The 16,963-nt window shown below is 70.0% G+C and carries 14 protein-coding genes; 2 read left to right on the forward strand and 12 right to left on the reverse strand.

Annotation, left to right across the window (positions count from 1 at the left end; translation table 11 throughout):
* Positions 1 to 2,754: a bifunctional YncE family protein/alkaline phosphatase family protein gene (locus OO70_RS43490; protein ID WP_043684787.1), complete on the forward strand. Its 2,754-nt coding sequence runs from the start codon at positions 1 to 3 to the stop codon at positions 2,752 to 2,754.
* Positions 2,755 to 2,800: 46 nt separating this feature from the next.
* Here OO70_RS43490 and OO70_RS43495 read toward each other — a convergent pair whose 3' ends face one another.
* The 8 genes from OO70_RS43495 to OO70_RS43530 form a co-directional block, all read right to left on the reverse strand.
* Positions 2,801 to 3,220, reverse strand: a complete 420-nt coding sequence (locus OO70_RS43495) for a RidA family protein (protein WP_043684790.1) — start codon at positions 3,218 to 3,220, stop codon at positions 2,801 to 2,803.
* Positions 3,221 to 3,360: 140 nt separating this feature from the next.
* A complete protein-coding gene (locus OO70_RS43500) occupies positions 3,361 to 4,833 on the reverse strand; it encodes a purple acid phosphatase family protein (protein WP_043684799.1) in 1,473 nt (490 codons plus the stop codon).
* Positions 4,834 to 4,900: 67 nt separating this feature from the next.
* Positions 4,901 to 6,064 (reverse strand): serine hydrolase domain-containing protein, encoded by a 1,164-nt coding sequence (locus OO70_RS43505; RefSeq protein ID WP_043684801.1) that lies wholly within the window; start codon positions 6,062 to 6,064, stop codon positions 4,901 to 4,903.
* 37 nt (positions 6,065 to 6,101) lie between these two features.
* On the reverse strand, positions 6,102 to 6,566 hold the full coding sequence (locus OO70_RS43510) for an organic hydroperoxide resistance protein (RefSeq protein WP_043684804.1): 465 nt from the start codon (positions 6,564 to 6,566) through the stop codon (positions 6,102 to 6,104).
* Between the two features lie 123 nt (positions 6,567 to 6,689).
* On the reverse strand, positions 6,690 to 7,160 hold the full coding sequence (locus OO70_RS43515; protein WP_043684807.1) for a MarR family winged helix-turn-helix transcriptional regulator: 471 nt from the start codon (positions 7,158 to 7,160) through the stop codon (positions 6,690 to 6,692).
* The gene (locus tag OO70_RS43520; protein WP_043684809.1) at positions 7,157 to 7,918 is read right to left on the reverse strand and encodes an energy-coupling factor ABC transporter ATP-binding protein; all 762 of its coding nucleotides are present in this window, start codon (positions 7,916 to 7,918) and stop codon (positions 7,157 to 7,159) included. The genes OO70_RS43515 and OO70_RS43520 overlap by 4 nt, the downstream gene beginning before the upstream one ends.
* Positions 7,906 to 8,667: a cobalt ECF transporter T component CbiQ gene (gene cbiQ / locus OO70_RS43525; RefSeq protein ID WP_043684812.1), complete on the reverse strand. Its 762-nt coding sequence runs from the start codon at positions 8,665 to 8,667 to the stop codon at positions 7,906 to 7,908. Before cbiQ ends, OO70_RS43520 begins: the two co-directional genes overlap by 13 nt.
* Before the next feature lies 1 nt (position 8,668).
* Entirely contained in the window at positions 8,669 to 9,691 is a 1,023-nt protein-coding gene (locus tag OO70_RS43530; protein ID WP_106971877.1) for an energy-coupling factor ABC transporter permease, read from the reverse strand.
* Between the two features lie 170 nt (positions 9,692 to 9,861).
* Between OO70_RS43530 and OO70_RS43535 the strand changes: the two genes are divergently transcribed.
* Positions 9,862 to 10,215: an SsgA family sporulation/cell division regulator gene (locus OO70_RS43535; protein ID WP_043684818.1), complete on the forward strand. Its 354-nt coding sequence runs from the start codon at positions 9,862 to 9,864 to the stop codon at positions 10,213 to 10,215.
* Between the two features lie 33 nt (positions 10,216 to 10,248).
* Here OO70_RS43535 and OO70_RS43540 read toward each other — a convergent pair whose 3' ends face one another.
* From OO70_RS43540 to OO70_RS43555, 4 genes are all read right to left on the reverse strand, one after another.
* Positions 10,249 to 11,928, reverse strand: coding sequence for a penicillin-binding transpeptidase domain-containing protein (locus OO70_RS43540; protein ID WP_043684821.1), 1,680 nt, complete (start codon positions 11,926 to 11,928; stop codon positions 10,249 to 10,251).
* 135 nt (positions 11,929 to 12,063) lie between these two features.
* On the reverse strand, positions 12,064 to 13,695 hold the full coding sequence (locus OO70_RS43545; RefSeq protein ID WP_043684825.1) for a penicillin-binding transpeptidase domain-containing protein: 1,632 nt from the start codon (positions 13,693 to 13,695) through the stop codon (positions 12,064 to 12,066).
* 107 nt (positions 13,696 to 13,802) lie between these two features.
* Positions 13,803 to 15,179, reverse strand: coding sequence for a hypothetical protein (locus OO70_RS43550; protein ID WP_043684828.1), 1,377 nt, complete (start codon positions 15,177 to 15,179; stop codon positions 13,803 to 13,805).
* A 31-nt stretch (positions 15,180 to 15,210) separates the two neighbouring features.
* Positions 15,211 to 16,953, reverse strand: coding sequence for a dolichyl-phosphate-mannose--protein mannosyltransferase (locus OO70_RS43555; protein ID WP_043684831.1), 1,743 nt, complete (start codon positions 16,951 to 16,953; stop codon positions 15,211 to 15,213).
* Positions 16,954 to 16,963: the final 10 nt, after the last annotated feature.

Genomic DNA, 16,963 nt, shown 5'->3' on the forward strand with positions numbered 1-16,963 from the left:
GTGCAGGTAATTCGCCAGCGTCGGATCAGCGAGAAGAAACAGGTCAACCTCTTCGGCAGACACGTCGGCCGCCGGGCACTGCTCGTGACGACGGGTATCGCCGTCGCCCTCGGTGTCACGGGCACGGCGGTCGCCTCGACATACCAGTTCGGCACCCAGCAGGTCGGCCAGACCACCGCCAACGGCCAGGTCATCTCCAGCGACCAGTACATCAAGCCGTACGGCAGCCGCACCGTCATCAACGACGGCAAGATCATGTCGTCCACGGTCAGCCCGGACGGCACCCGTCTCGCCGCCTCGATCGCCGACGGTGACGCCTCTCTGGTGGTCATGGACCTGACTACGGGTCAGATCAAGCAGAAGATCGGCACCAGCACGGCGGACGACCTCCGCATCAGCAGCGGCGCCGTCGGCCAGGAGGGCCCGACCTACTCGCCCGACGGCAAGCAGCTGTGGCTCGGGCAGGCGAACGGCTACACCAAGTTCACCGTCAACGCCGACGGTACCCTCGCCAGTCCGACGGCCGTGCCGATCGCCGCCGACGGTGCCAAGCAGGCCCTCGTGGGCGCGGCCGTGTTCTCCGCCGACGGCTCCACCGTGTACTCCGCCGTCAACGGCCAGAACAAGGTCGTCGCCATCGACTCGGCCACCGGAACCATCAAGCAGACCTGGGTAGTTGGCACCGCCCCGCGAGGAATCGCGCTCGTCGGCGGCAAGTTGTACGTCAGCGACGAGGGCGGGCGCCCGGCGAAGGCCGGCGACACCACCATCAACTCCTACGGCACCGACGTGCCGGCGAACCCCAACACCGGTGCCAGCACCACCGGCACGGTCAGTGTCATCGACACCGCGGACCCGTCCGCCGCCGTCGGCACCATCGCCGTAGGACTGCACCCGACCGCGGTGTACGCGAGCAAGGGCGCGGTGTTCGTCACCAACACCGCCGACAACAGCGTGTCCGTCATCGACACCCGCAAGGACAAGGTCGTCCAGACCATCGCCACCCAGCCGTGGCCCGAGGCGTCCGTCGGCTACGAGCCGAACGCGGTGACGCTCACCGACGACGGCCGGCTGCTGGTGACGCTCGGGCGCGCCAACGCGGTCGCCGTGTACCGCTACAACTCCCCTCAGCAGCCCGCCCGTTACGTCGGTCTGCTCCCCACCGACTACTTCCCCTCGGGGATCACGGCCATCGGCAAGCAGGTAGTCGTCGCCAACACCCGTGGTGTGGACGCGCTCCGCCCCGACGCCGCAGGGCACAACACGCACGACACCACGTCGAGCGTCACGCAGTTCGCGCTGCCCAGCGACCTCGTCGTCAGGTCGCAGACGGCCAAGGTCTTCAGGCAGAACGGCTGGACGGCCGGATCGGTGAAGACGGCCACGGGCAAGAGCCACACGAAGGCCGTCCCGGTCCCCGCCCGCCTCGGCGCCCCCTCGACGATCAAGCACGTCTTCCTGCTCGTCAAGGAGAACCGCACCTACGACCAGGTCTTCGGCGACCTCCCGCAGGGCAACGGCAACTCCTCGCTCACCCAGTTCGGCGAGAACGTGACGCCCAACCAGCATGCGCTGGCAGAGCAGTTCGGGCTCTACGACAACTTCTACGACATCGGCACCAACTCCGCCGAGGGCCACAACTGGCTGATGCAGTCGGACAATCCGGAGTACACCGAGTCCTCGGCCGGCGAGTACACGCGCAGCTACGACACCGAGAACGACGTCCTCGGCCACCAGAAGACCGGGTTCATCTGGACCGGCGCGCAGGCGGCCGGCAAGTCCGTCAAGGACTTCGGCGAGTTCCAGTCGCTGGAGACCAAGCCGGCCGGCGCGACCTGGCAGAACCTGTACTGCGACAGCAAGAACATGGCCGCCACCGGAGCGCAGACCGCCTACCCCATCAAGACGGGCTCGGCGATCCCCTCCCTCAACAACGTGTCCGTGCAAGGGTTCCCGCTGTTCGACCTCGACGTCCCGGACATCTACAAAGAGCAGATCTGGCAGCAGGACTTCGACAAGAACGGCCCGGCGAACCTGAACATGTTCTGGTTCTCCAACGACCACACCGGCGGTCCGGCCAACGCGGCGGCCGAGGTCGCCGACAACGACCTCGCGGTCGGCCGGATGGTCGACAAGATCACCCACAGCAAGTTCTGGAAGGACTCGGCGATCTTCGTCGTCGAGGACGACTCCCAGGCCGGCCTCGACCACGTCGACGGCCACCGCGCCCCGGTCCAGGTCATCAGCCCGTACGCCAACCACAGCACGGTCGACGACCACTACTACTCGCAGATCACCATGGTCCGCACGATCGAGCAGATCCTCGGCATCCACCCGATGAACCAGCTCGACAGCGCGGCCACCCCCATGTACGGGGCGTTCACGTCGAAGGCCGACGACACCCCGTTCACGGCGGTCCCCAACCGCACCTCCCTCACCCTCGGCGTCAGCCCCCAGCCGACCTGCGGCTCGGACACCCCGGCGGCCCAGGACACCAAGGCGGCCGCCGCGCCTACGTCCGTGTCGGTACCGGCGGCCGAGAAGGCGCTCGCGGCCCAGTGGAAGACCTGGGCCTCGCACCAGCGGCTGACCGGCCCGCACGCCGTGCCCGACTACGCCAACCCCACCCAGATGAACCGCTACACCTGGTACCAGACCCACAACTGGACCAAGCCCTACCCCGGCGACAAGAAGATCTACACGCCGAACGACGTACCGGGCGCCTACCTCCCGTCGTCGGAGTCCGACGGCTGACCGGAGCCCCAGCCCGTCAACGGTCCCTGACCGGCGGCACCGCCGGTCAGGGGCGTACGGCCACCGCGTCCACCTCGAACAGCATCCCCGGCAACGCGAGCGACGCGACCCCGCTGAGGGTCTGGGCAGGCAGGCGGTCGCCGAAGTGCGCGTGCAGGGCCTTGCCCAGGGTCTCCAGCTTGGTGAGGTCGTGGTCGACGATGAACGTGCCCAGCCGGACCACGTGTTCGTAGCCGAGGCCCACTCCCGCCAGCGCCGACCGCAGCCGGGCGAAGGCCAGGTCCACCTGTGCCGCGAAGTCGCCCGGTACCGGGGCGCCCGTCTCGTCGGAGGCGTACTGGCCGCCGATGAAGACGAGTTCACCGGGTGCCGACACCGCGTGGCTGTAGCCGAACGGCGTCGGGTCGTGGAGCGTGGGCGGGTTGGTGATCGTGCGGGCGTCAGCGCTGTCGTTCTTGGGCGTCATGGACGGGAAACGTCCCGCATACTGCGACCATTCCGTTCCCGCGCCCCTAAAAAGGGGCCCGCAGGGCCCTCTTTTTAGGGGCGCGGGGAACTGCGCGCCCAGCCCCAACGGCGCAGCACCCAACCGACTACCCAATCGACTCAGGCAACAGACACCCCCAACGAGCCCACCCCGGACAGGTCATGGGCCCGAACGCTGTTCCGGTCCGTAGCCGAACGCCCCAACGCATGATGCGGCCACAACCCCCCGGCCACCCGCCGAGACCGCTCCCCCCACTCGCGCGCCTCAACCCCACCAGCCTTGTAGTGGTTGAGCGCATACCCCCCGGAGTACACCCGCAGCAGCAGAAACCCCCCGGGATAGTCCTTCGCGGCGGTCACCTCCTGCTGAACGACATGCGGCGCCCGCACCAGCACGGTCCGCTTGTTCCGGTGGGTATGGCCCGCGTGGTGCAGGAAGACCCCCGGCGCCGATGCATACGCGTCGACGATCGCCCGAGCCTGCCGCCGATCGAGCTGCTGCCCCCGAGTCACCGGAAACACAGAGTCCCGTACCGTCAGCGGATGGTGGCCGAAGACGACGGTCGGCCGATCCGGCTCGGCCCGCAGCCGCGCCCGGAACCAGGACAACTGCTCCTCCCCGAGCCCACCCGCGTCACCCCCGTTGCCGGCCTTGGCATACGTGTCGAGCCCGATGATCCGCAGCCCGCCGAGGTCGTGGGCGAAGTAACCGGGCCCGTCGCCGAAGCCCTCCCGGAACCCCTCATGGAACGTGTCGGCGGAGCTCCCCGCACGGTCGTGGTTGCCGCGTACGACGAGATAGTCCCGGCCGAGCGTGCCGAAGCCGTCCAGGATGCGTCTGGCCCCGGCCAGGTCCCGTGGTGATCCGCCCGCCGAGATGTCCCCGGCGGCGAGCAGCACGTCCGCCCCGCGCCGCTTGGCCTCCTCGACCAGGGCCCGGGTCATGATCTCCGGATAGGCGGCGAGGCCCGCCGCCTGTGACACCCCGCGCAGCAGCGGGAAGCCCGCCATACGGCCCGCGGTGGTCTCGCCGAGGTGCAGGTCGTTGCAGAGGGCGATGGACAGCAGATGCCGGCCGGGCGGGGGCTGGGGCGTGGTGAAGGAGTACGTGCCGGTCAGGGAGCCGAGGCCGTGCCGCGAGGTGCCGACGGCGTTCCCGCGCACGTGCTGCAACGGCGTCGGTACGGCGGTCACGCCCCGGGAGCGTGCCCGGTAGTAGTACGTCTGCCCGGGTTCCAGGCCGGTCAGCTCCACCTGGTGGTGCGCGGTGGGCCGGTCCTCGGCCGCGACGCGGTTGAGCCGGGCCGGGTGGGTGCCGTAGACGACCTCGCCCTCGGTGACCGCGGGGAGCGGGTGGCCGAAGCCGTCGTCGGTGCCGGGTATCCGGGTGTGCCAGGTGATGATGGCGCTGTCCTCGGTGAGGGTGACCAACTCCAGGTGGACGGCGGCAAGTTGGCGGAATCCGGCGCGCCCGGGACGGCTGTGGGCGGCACGCAGCAGCGCGGGGACGAGGAGCGTGCCGGAGCGCAGGACGTCGTAGGGAGTGGGGAGCGCGGCGAGGGCCGCGCGGGGAGCCGAGAAGCAGCAGCGCATACCTCATTGTTGCCCCAGTGCCGTGAACGCCGGCCGTGGCGCCGACGGCCGTAGCCGTACCACTGCGCTACGACAGGGCGGTACGCACCGCCCTGACCAGCGCCTGCGCCCGTGGATCAGCCGTCACGCTCTTGCGGAACGAATTCGTCACATACCCGAACGCGATACCCGACTCCGGGTCCGCGAAGCCCAGCGCGCCGCCCCGGCCCGGGTGACCGAAGGAGCCGTCGGAGAGGAGCGGGGACGCGCTGCCGTGCAGCATGTAGCCGAGGCCGAAACGGGTGCCCACCACCAGGACGCGGTCCGGACCCGACGAGCGTTCCGCACGGGCCAGCTCGACCGTCTCCGGGGCGAACAGCCTTGCCCCGCCGTCCAGTTCGCCGATCAGGGACGCGTAGAAACGGGCCAGCCCGTCCGCCGTCGCGATGCCGTTCGACGCGGGGAGCACGGCCGCCCGGTACGCCGGGTCGTTCTCGTCCGGCATCGGCGTGATCGCCCCGAAGGCGCGCCGGGTGAGGGAGTCGGGGTTCGCGTACGCCTCGGAGACCGAGCGCTTGGGGCGCATGCGGAGGGCCCCCGCGTCCGCCGCCGGTGCCTCCAACTGCGCCACCCGGCCCACCCGAGACGCCTGGTCCGCCGGCAGGCCCACCCACAGGTCCGCCCCGACCGGGCCCGCGATCCCGTCCGCGATCCACTCGCCGATCGACCGGCCCGTCACCCGGCGGACGAGTTCACCGGTCAGCCAGCTGTACGTCTGCGCGTGGTACCCGTGGTCCGTGCCCGGCTCCCACACCGGCGCCTGAGCCGCCACCGCCTCCGCGCCCAGCACCGGGTCGGCGGCCTGTACCGGGGTCAGCGGGCAGTCCAGCACCGGCACGCCCGCGCGATGGGCGAGCAGCTGCCACACCGGCGTCCGTTCCTTGCCGGCGGCCTTGTACTCCGGCCAGTACTCGCCCACGGGAGCGTCCAGGTCCAGCTCCCCGCGCTGCGCCAGCAGGAGCAGTACGGCGGCTGCCACGCCCTTCGTCGCCGAGCGGACGATCTGGGCCGTGTCCCGCTGCCAGGGGGCGGTGCCGTCGACGTCCTTCGTGCCGGCCCACAGGTCCACGACCCGGTGCCCGTCCCGGTACACCGTCACGGCCGCGCCCCGGTCCCCGAGCACCTCGAAGTTCCGTACGAACGCTGCCCTGACCGGCTCGAAGCCCTCGGCCACCATGCCGTTCACGTCCACGTCCGCACTCCTGGTTCCGCCGACCCGCTGTCCTACTTCAACCAAGCAGGATCGTCACGTCGATGTTCCCGCGGGTCGCGTTCGAGTACGGGCAGACCTCGTGGGCCGCGTCCACCAGCTTCGCCGCGATGCCCGCGTCGAGGACCGGGAGGGACACGCTCAGGGCGACCGCGAGGCCGTAGCCCTTCTGCTTGTTGGGGCCGATGCCGACCTTCGCGGCGACCGTGGAGCCGGTCAGGTCGAAGCCGGCCCGGCGGCCGACGAGGACCAGCGCGTTGTGGAAGCAGGAGCTGTAGCCGGCCGCGAACAGCTGCTCGGGGTTGGTGCCGTTGCCGTCGCCGCCCAGGGCCGGGGGCATCGCGACCTGGAGGGCGATCTGGCCGTCCTGGCTGCTGACATAGCCGTCCCGGCCGCCGTGGGCGGTGGCCTCGGCGACGTACATGATCTTCGTGGGACGGGTGTCGACTGCGGTGTCAGCGGTGTCAGCGGTGTCGTCGGTCATGGCGGGACCTCCCCCGGAGCGGAAACACGAGAGTGCGCAACTACATCGCGCACAAGATACTGACCGGTAGGGAGGTGATGGTCGGCAGGGGGTGGAAACCGCCGGTAACCCCAGGTCAGCGGGTCAGCGGGCCCGTTCCGCCGCCGCTCCGGCCCGTTCCGCCAGCCGCCACAGCTCCTCGCGCAGACGGACGACCTCCGGCATCGCCAGCTCCGTCGCCGCCAGCAGCGCGCCCGGCACGCGGGCCGCGCGCTCCCTGAGTGCCGTACCGCGCTCCGTGCACGCGACCAGTACCGAGCGCTCGTCGTGTGCCGCGCGCTCCCGGTGCACGAGCCCCGCCGTCTCCAGGCGCTTGAGGAGCGGGGACAGCGTGCCGTAGTCGAGGCGCAGGGCGGTCGCGAGGTCCTTGACCGTGCTCTCGCCGCGTTCCCACAGGACGAGGAGGACGAGGTACTGCGGGTAGGTCAGCTCCAACTCCTCGAGGAGCGGGCGGTACGCGGCCGTCAGCGCACGCTGGGCCGCGTACAGCGCGAAGCACAACTGCTCGTCGAGGCGCAGCGACCCGGCAACAACCGTATGGTCCTCGTTCGTCACGCGCCCATTGTCACGGACCGCGGGTCGAACCCGAAGGGCAACTCCAGGCGATGGGCGCGCATCAGCGCCTCGTCGGCGAGGAGTTCGCCGGTCTTCCCGTCCGCCGCGATCACGCCGTCGCTCAGGATCAGCGCGCGCGGGCACAACTCCAGTGCGTACGGCAGGTCGTGCGTGACCATGAGGACCGTCACGTCCAACGACCGCAGAATGTCGGCCAGTTCGCGGCGGGAGGCGGGGTCGAGGTTGGAGGAGGGCTCGTCGAGGACGAGGATCTCCGGTTCCATGGCCAGGACCGTTGCGACGGCCACCCTGCGCCGCTGGCCGAACGACAGGTGGTGCGGGGGACGGTCCGCGAAGTCCGCCATTCCCACCAACTCCAGTGCCGTACGCACCCGTTGCTCCAGCTCGGCGCCCTTCATGCCGGCCGCCGCCGGGCCGAACGCCACGTCCTCCCGGACCGTCGGCATGAACAACTGGTCGTCGGGGTCCTGGAAGACGATCCCGACCCGGCGCCTGATCTCCGCCATGTGCCGCTTGCCGACCGGGAGTCCGGCCACCGTCACCGTGCCCGCGCCGCCCGTGAGGATGCCGTTGAGGTGCAGGACGAGGGTGGTCTTGCCGGCGCCGTTCGGGCCGAGCAGGGCGACGCGTTCGCCGCGCGCGACGGTGAAGTCGACGCCGAACAGCGCCTGATGGCCGTCTGGGTAGGCGAAGGCCAGCCCGGACACGTCCAGAGAGAAGGTCGTCACAGGGTCCATCCCAACAGGCATACGACAAGGGCGGCGGACGGGAGTGCGAGAGCGTACGACCACTGCGCCCGGGACGCGGTCACCTCGTCGATCACCGGCATCGAACCGGCGTAACCCCGGCTAACCATGGCCAGATGGACCCGCTCCCCGCGTTCGTAGGAGCGGATGAACAACGCGCCCGCCGACTTCGCGAGCACGCCCCAGTGGCGGACACCCCGGGCCTCGAAACCCCGTGACTCGCGGGCGATCCGCATCCGGCGCATCTCGTCGGTGATGACATCGCCGTAGCGGATCATGAAGGACGCGATCTGGACGAGGAGGGGCGGGAGCCTCAACCGCTGCAATCCCAGGAGGAGTTCGCGGAGTTCGGTGGTGGCGGCGAGGAGGACGGAGGCAGCCACGCCCAGGGTGCCCTTGGCGAGGACGTTCCACGCGCCCCAGAGGCCGTTCAAGCTCAACTGCACGCCCAGGACGGTCACTTGCTCGCCCTCCGCCACGAACGGCATCAGCACCGCGAACGCCACGAAGGGGATCTCGATCAGCAGGCGGCGGAGCAGGAATGCGGCGGGCACGCGGGCCGCGTACGCGACCAGCCCGAGCAGTACCGCGTAGAGACCGAACGCCCACATCGCCTCGCGCGGGGTCGACACCACGACCACCACGAAGGCGAACACGGCGGCCAGCTTGGTGTGCGGGGGCAGCGCGTGCACGGGGGAGTGGCCGTGCCGGTAGAGCCGGTGGGCGTGGCCCGCGCCCATGTCAGGCCACCTGCGAGGTGTTACGGCGCTTGCGGACCGCCCAGAAGACGCCGGTGCCCGCGACGACCGTCACGCCCACGCCGATCACGCCCGCGAGGCCGCCGGAGAGCCGGGTGTCCTCGACATCGCGCACGCCGTAGTCCGCAAGGGGGGAGTCGGCCGAGGCGTGCTCCTTCGCCTTGCGGTCGATGCCGTGGTCGGCGGCGACCTTCTCCAGGCCGTCGGGGTTCGAGGAGGCGTAGAAGCTCACGAAACCGGCGAGGAGGAGGGAGGCGGCGAGGCCGGTGAGCCACACCTTGCGGTGAGAGGTGTGCACGGGGGCCAACTGGGGAGCCGCGTCCACGAGTTCGCCGTTCACGCGCAGCTTCAGCCGCTGCTCCAGGCCGCGCGCGCCGTACACGAGATCCGGGCGTACGGCGATCACGGCGCCGACCGTCAGCGCGGTGATCGCGGCCTCGCCGATGCCGATGAGGACGTGCACGCCGATCATCGCGGTGGCGACCTTGCTGAGGGAGACGTCGGTGGTGCCGCCGAGTGAGTAGAGGAGCGTGAAGACGAGGGCGGCGGCGGGGACGGAGAGCAGGGCCGCGGTGAAGGACGCGGCGGTGACCGAGCGGCGGGTGCGGGGCAACACCTTCACCAGGCCGCGGAAGACGGCGTAGGCCACGACCGTCGTCGTGATCGCCATGTCGGTGATGTTCACGCCGAGCGCGGTCAGCCCGCCGTCCGCGAAGAGGATGCCCTGCATGAGCAGCACGACGGAGACGCAGAGCACGCCCGTGTAGGGGCCGACCAGGATCGCGGCCAGCGCACCGCCCAGCAGGTGGCCGCTGGTGCCGGCCGCGACCGGGAAGTTGAGCATCTGCACGGCGAAGATGAACGCGGCGACCAGGCCCGCCAGCGGCGCCGTCCGCTCGTCGAGCTCGCGGCGCGCACCCCGCAGGCTCACGGCGATGGCGCCGGCCGCGACCACGGCGGTCGCGGCGGATATGGGGGCGTCGATGAATCCGTCAGGCACATGCACGCGATGATTTTAGATGGTTGTTGCGAGTCCTTTGCAAGAGCTAGACAGTCTCGCGCCGACATGTGAGATCTGTCGCCCCGGAGGGCGCTCCCGAGAAAATATGCGACATTGGGGTAGTGGAAGCGGATGCATAGCTTTCACACAGGTCACTCAGCGTAAGGGGCCGCCCGATGTCCGTAGTCGAACAGTACGCGCGAGCCCATATCGTCACCGACGAGGACGTGGACCGGCTGGACCGTGACGCGGTCCCCGTCGTCCTGCGGTACGACCCCGACTCCGATCCGCGAGCCGTCCGTATCGATCTGCCCGGACCCCATGAATGGACCTTCGACCGGGAGCTGCTGGAAGAGGGGCTGCGCGCCCCGGCCGGCAGCGGCGAGGTGCGGGTGTGGCCGTGCGGGCGGGTGCAGGCCGTGGTCGAGTTCCACTCCGAACAGGGCGTCTCCGTCGTCCAGTTCGAGACGAAGACGATCATGCGCTTCCTGCGGCGGACCTATATGGCCACCGCGCCGATCGCGAGCTGAGCTCCACAGAGGATCAGAAGCTCAGGTGGTGGTTCAGCCGCCGAGGCTGCTGCCCAGCTTGAGCAGTGCCGCCACGATCGGGCCCGCCGTGTCGCCGCCGTGTCCGCCCGCCTGGACGACACCCGCGGCGGCCAGGTCGCCCTTGTACGCGGTGAACCAGCCGTTGGGCTTCTTCTGGCCGTCGACCTCCGCCGAGCCGGTCTTCGCGCCGTAGTCGGAGCCGAGCCCGGCCATCGCCTTCGCCGCCGTGCCGTAGTCCGCCGTGTACTTCATGACCTCCTTCAGCTCCGACTGCGTCGTCGAGGACATCGTGCGGGAGGCCTTCGCGATCGTGCGGTTGTCGACCGTCGGGGAGACCAGGTACGGCTGGTGGAAGGTGCCCGTGTCGACCGTGGAGGCGACCGACGCCATGTTCAGCGGGTTCATGCGGACGCCGCCCTGGCCGATCAGCGAGGCGCCCATCTGCGCGCCGCTCTGCACCGGGATCGAGCCGTCGAAGGTGGGGACGCCGATGGCCCAGTTGTTCATGCCGAGGCCGTAGACCTGCTGGGCCTCCGTCGTCAGGTCGCTGTTCGACAGCTTGGGCGCGAAGTTGATGAAGGCGTTGTTGCAGGAGGCCCCGAAGGCCAGCTTGAACGTGCCCTTCTTGATCTCCGAGTCGTCGTCGTTGTGGAAGGTCCAGCCCGCCAGCTTGTACGTCTTGGGGCAGGGGTGGGACGCGTCCGGGGTGATCAGGTTCTTCTCGAAGAGCATCGTCGACGTCACGATCTTCATCGTGGAACCGGGGGCGAGGGAGCCCTGGAAGGCCACGTTGAAGCCGTGCGAGGCGTTCGCCACGGCCAGGATCTCGCCGGTCGACGGGCGCATCATCACGACCGAGGAGTTCTTCTGCTTGTCGACCTGCTGCTCGGCCGCCGCCTGGAGGGTCGGGCTGAGCGTCGTCTTCACCTTGCCCGGCGTGCCCTTGCTCAGCTCGACGAGCGTCTTGTCGGACTCCTTGGACTTCTTGCCCCGGACCACCCGCAGCTCGATGCCCGCCTTGCCGCCGGCCTTCTTGCCGAACTTCTCCCGCAGCCCGTCCAACACCGGGCCCAGCGACGGGTACTTGGCCGTCGTCAGCTCGCCGCCGTCACGGTCGTAGGCCTTGATCGGCGGGGTGCCGGACTCGCCGGTGACCAGGGTGTCGCCGTCCGCGAGGTCCGGGTGGACGACGGAGGCGTGCCACTGGACGTACGGCTTGCCGTCCTTGGTGCTGCGCACCACGCTCAGTGAACTGGCGTATGTCATGGGCTTGTTGATGCCCTTGTACGACACCGTGCACTTCACGGAGAAGGGGACCTTGGTGCCCGCGCGGACGCCCTCGGTGACGGTGATGCCCGTCATGTGGGCGTTCTTCGTGTAGCCGGTGAGCAGCGCGGCGGCCGCCGTCGACTTGTCGGTCGTGGCGGCGGCCTGGGCGACCTTGCCCTGCTGCCAGTCGGCCAGGAACCGCTTCGCGGTCGTCTGCACCTCCGTCGCCGACAACGGGCCCGTCTTGATGGCCTTGTGGTCGGCGGTGGTCGACGTGCGCGCCTCGGCGGACGCCCCGCCGTCGTACAGCGCGTAGGCGCCGACGCCCGCGCCGACGACGGTCACGGCGATCACTCCGCCGATCACGGCGGGTCTCGCCTTGCGCCGCTCGGCGGCGACCTTCTTCTTGCCCCTCGTGCCCACAGTTCCCGATCCTCCGCGAATCCCTTTGGGCCCCCGTCGTCACTTGGCCCTGTCCTGCCCTCACACGCCCCAACGACGGGGCACACCTTAGAGTCCCGTCCTGTGCGGGTGAGTTCCCGTCTCACGGGGGTGAGTTCAGCCACTTGCCGCCAGGACGGCGCGGACGATCGGGCCCGCGGCGTCGATGCCGTGGCCGCCGTCCTGGGTCATGGCCGCCGCCGCTACGTCGTTGCGGTATCCGGTGAACCAGCTGTTGGACTTGGCCTGCCCGTCCACCTCGGCGGAGCCCGTCTTCGCGCCGATGTTGCCGCCGAGCCCGGCCATGATGCCGGCCGCGGTGCCGCTGGTCGCGGTGCGGTTCATCATCGCGCGCAGCTGCGCCGACGTACTCGCCGACAGGCCCTGTGCGGTGGCCAGTTGGCGGTCGTCGAGGCTCTGTGCGACGAGCACCGGCTGGCGGAACGTGCCCGTCTTCGCGGTCGCCGTCACCGACGCCATGTTGAGCGGGCTCATCTGCACCTGGCCCTGGCCGATCAGGTTGGCCGCGGTGTCCGGGCCGCCGGACGCGGGGACCGAGCCGTCGAAGGACGGGATGCCGGTCTTCCAGTTGTCCCGGCCGAGCCCGAAGCGGTCCTGGGCCTCCTTGGTCAGGGAGTCGACCTTGACCGAGTCGGCGAACTTCACGAACGCGGTGTTGCAGGAGCGGGCGAAGCTGTCGGCGAGTGTCGCGCCCTCGTCCGGCTTCAGGCCGGTCAGGTTGTGGAAGGTCTGGCTCTGCCAGACCGCGTCGGGCGTGCAGGGCGCCGGGCCGTTCATCGTCGTGATGCCGTTGTCGATGAGCGTGGCGGCGCTGATGATCTTCATGGTCGAGCCGGGCGCCAACTTCCCCAGGAACGCGGCGTTGAAGCCGTCGTCGCGGTGGTTGGCGATCGCCAGCAGCTGCCCGGTGCTCGGCTGCAGTGCCACGACCGACGACTCCGAGTACTTCGTCACGGCCTTCTCGGCGGCGGCCTGCGCGGTGGCGCTGAGCGTCGTGCGCACCTTGCCGGCCTTGCCCTTCTCCAGGGTCACCAGCGTGGTGTCGGCCGAGTCCGCGACGTCGTGCTTGATCGCCAGCTCGATACCGGGCGAACCGCCCGCCTGGTCACCGTACTTGGAGCGCAACTCGTCCAGGATCGGCCCCAGCGACGGATACTTCTCCTTCGTCAGCACGGTCCCGTTCCGGTCCACGGCCTCGATCGCCGGGCTCGCGGACTCCCCGGTGACGAAGGTGTCGCCGGTCTTCAACTCCGGGTGGATGACGGACGGTTGCCAGTCGACGAGGGCCCGCCCGGTGGTCTTGCCGCGCACGACGGTCAGTTGGCTCTTGTACGCCAACGGCTTGGCGATTCCCTTGTACGACACCGTTGCCTTCACCGTGAACGGCACAGTGGCCCCGGTCGCGGTACCGGGCGTGATCGTCACCTTCGTGATGTGGCCGGCCCCGCTGTAGGACTCCAGCACGGGGTCGGCGGCGCCGTCGTTGTTCGTGTACGACGCGGCGGTCACCGAGTCCCCCTTCTCCCAGGCCGCGAAGAACTTCGCCGTCGTCGCCCTGACCTCGGACGCGCTCGGCGGCCCGGTCTTCACCGGCGCGGGCCCACTTGACCCGCCGACTCCTGAACTCCCGCCCAGCGCCGAGACGATGTTGTACGCCCCGTATCCCGCCCCCGACACCATCACGGCGAACACGCTGCCTATGACGGTGGCCTTTACCCCCTTGCGCATGGCGCAGTCCCCTCCCCGTTATCAGTTCCTTGACTGTATGGGGCGTGGGGGAAAGCTGTGAGGGGTGTTGCCTTTTGTTGTCCTAACGGAGACCGGTGAATGGCCGATCAGGCGGGCACCCCCGCGGCGTCGAGGAGCCGGTGCATGTCCTCGGCGGGGAGAGCGGGATTGCCGGCGACCGTGCCGAGCATGTCGGGGTCGGCGAGCAGTTCACGGATCCGCGCCAGGGGCAGTCGCGGGTCTCGGGCGGCCGACCCGCGCAGTCCTTCACGGCTGAGCCGGTCCAGGTCGTCCGGGGTCAGCGCGGGATCACGCAGCGCCAGGCCGCGGCGACGCGGATCCGGGGAGTCCAGGAAACGGGCCGCCAACCCCGCCGACGGGAACCCGGGCTTGCTGGTCAGCATCTCCACGGCCCGGTGACTGCCGTGCAGATACAGGTCGAGCAGCAGCTCCGGCGGCGGCTCGGGATGAAACTCGCACAGCAGCAGCCGTACGGCGAAGTCCTCGTCCTGGGCGAGGAGTTCGACCATGTCCGGTGGCAGGGCCGGGCACACCGCGGCGCTGCGGCGCAGCCAACTGTGTGCGGACGTGGCGCACCGGCGAAGGAGGTCGACGTCCTCGCGGGCGTCCCACACCCAGTCCAGCGTGTCCAGGCGGGCCTCGGGCTCCACGGTGTAGTCGATGGCCGCGCGTTCAGCCTCCGTCAACTCCGGCCGGGCGGAGACGACGAGCCGGATGTGCGGGTCCGGGTCGACGGCCAGCCGTTGTACGAGATCCGGCGGGAGGGAGGGGTTCGCGGCCACCGAGACCGGGCGTGGCTGGGCCACCCTGTGCTCGGCGAACTCGCGGCTAAGTCGCCCGGTCCGCAGTACCTGGCCCACCAGGTGGGAGCGGCCGAGGCTTTCGACCAGCCACTCCGTCCGGTCCGCGTCCTCGCGGCAGACCTGCATCGCGGCGGCCTGGCGCACCTTCAGGTCGTCGTCCCGGAGCAGCAACTCGCGTGTGGTGTCCGGCAGTTCCTCCCACGCACGGCAGGACGCCGCACGAAGGGCGCTGTCAGGATGGTCCGCCAGGCCGGCCAGGACGCGGGCGGGGACGAGGTACGACACGACGGTCTCGTGGCGGATGCGCTCGTCCGGGTGCTTCAGCAGCCGCTCGTACGCCCAGTCGGGCAGCGGCTCCACCCGGCCCCGGTACGGCGTCGGACCGATGGCGAGGGCGAGATGGACCTTCAGGTGCGGATCGTCGATGAGCCGGGCGCGCTGGGCGGGGTCGGCGGCGGCACTGAAGGCGAACTCCTGCCGGAGTTTCGTCTCGGGGTCCGCCAGGATCGCGTCGACGACCTCCAGTGGCAGGTCGGCGCGCTGGGTGATGGTCCACCGCACGTCCCGGTGGTCGAGTTTGAGCAGTCGCAGCAGCACGCCGGCCGGTGTCGACGGGTTCCAGGACAGCGCTCTGACGGCGGCGTCGAGGTGATCGTCCATGTCGTTCCCGTCGGGTTCCGTTCCGCCCCGCCTAGACCCACGTGTCCAACCACATCCGCGACCGCCACTGGTCGATCGGAATCGCCGTCCCCGTGTACAGCGGCCAGAAGTAGATGAAGTTCCACGTGATCAGCAGGACCAGTACGCCCGCCCCCACCGCCCCCACGACCCGGCGGGTGTCGTTGGAGCCCGGTGGGCCGATGACCGCGCCGATCAGCATGGCGACCGCGAGGCAGAGGAACGGGAGGAAGACGATGGAGTAGAAGAAGAAGATCGTGCGGTCCTGGTACATGAACCAGGGGAGGTAGCCGGCCGCGACGCCGCAGGCGATCGCGCCCGCGCGCCAGTCGCGGCGGAACGCCCAGCGCCACAGGACGTACAGGAGCGCGAAGCAGGCGGCCCACCACAGCATCGGGGTGCCGATGGCGAGGACCTCGCGGGCGCACTTCTCGCCGGCGCTCGCCGGGCAGCCGTCCGCGCCGGGGGACGGGGACTCGTAGAAGTACGAGACCGGGCGGCCGTCGACCAGCCAGCTCCAGGGGTTGGACATGTACGTGTGCGGGGAGTGCAGGCCGATGTTGAACTCGTAGACCTCGTGCTCGTAGTGCCACAGGCTGCGCGCCCAGTCCGGCATGAAGTGGCTCCAGAAGCCGCCCTTGCCGTCGGTCGCCGCCCAGTTGCGGAAGTAGCCGCCGGTGCCGTTGGCGGGCGAGAGGATCCAGCCGATCCAGGAGGTCAGGTAGACGACGACGGGGATGGTGCACATGGTGAACGTGACGAGGAAGGAGTCGTAGCGCAGGGCGGCCACGTACGGCCTGCTCGCGCCCGCGACCTTGCGTGTGCCGACGTCCCAGAACAGGGTCAGCAGGATGAAGCAGGCCGTGACGTAGAGGCCGTTCCACTTGGTGCCGATCGCGAGGCCGAGCATCAGGCCGGCCGCCCAGCGCCAGGGGCGCAGGCCGAGGAAGAGTGTGTTGGCGATGTGCGCGTCCGGGCGGACCCGGCCGTCCGCGTCGACCGGTAGTGCCGCCGCGAGTTTTGCCCGGGCCCTGTCCCTGTCCAGTAGCAGGCAGCCGAAGGCGGCCACCACGAAGAACATCAGCACGCCGTCGAGCAGGGAGGTGCGGGCCATCACGAAGGCCAGGCCGTCGAGCGACATCAGGACGCCCGCGACGCAGCCGAGGAACGTGGAGCGGAACAGGCGGCGGCCGATGCGGCACAGCATCAGGATCGCGAGCGTGCCGAGCAGCGCCGTCATGAAGCGCCAGCCGAACGGGTTGAAGCCGAAGATCAGCTCGCCGATGCCGATGACGTACTTGCCGACCGGCGGGTGCACGACGTAGGCCGCGTCCGACGGGATGGCGATGTGGCCGTTGTGCTGGAGGATGAGGTCGTTGGCGTTCTTGTCCCAGTTGACCTCGAAGCCGCGGTGGACCAGCGCCCACGCGTCCTTCGCGTAGTACGTCTCGTCGAATATCACCGCCTTCGGGCTGCCCAGGTGGTAGAAGCGCATCACGCCCGCCATGAGCGTGACCAGCAGCGGGCCGCCCCAGCCCGACCAGCGGGTGATGCGGTCGATCAGCGTCGGCGAGAAGCCGAGCGCCGCCCACAGCCGGGGGCTGGGCTCCGCGTACGGCGGCACCAGCCGGTCCCGTACGTCGCTTCTGGGCCCCGCCGCATAGCCGAATCGGCGCAGCCGCTGCTGCCACGACGGCCGCTGCTCGTGCGGGGCCTGCCCTTGCCGGGTGTCCGTGGAGGACGCGGTACTGGTCACCGCGCCATCG

It is taken from the genome of Streptomyces xylophagus, from assembly GCF_000716435.1.
GTDB lineage: Bacteria > Actinomycetota > Actinomycetes > Streptomycetales > Streptomycetaceae > Streptomyces > Streptomyces xylophagus.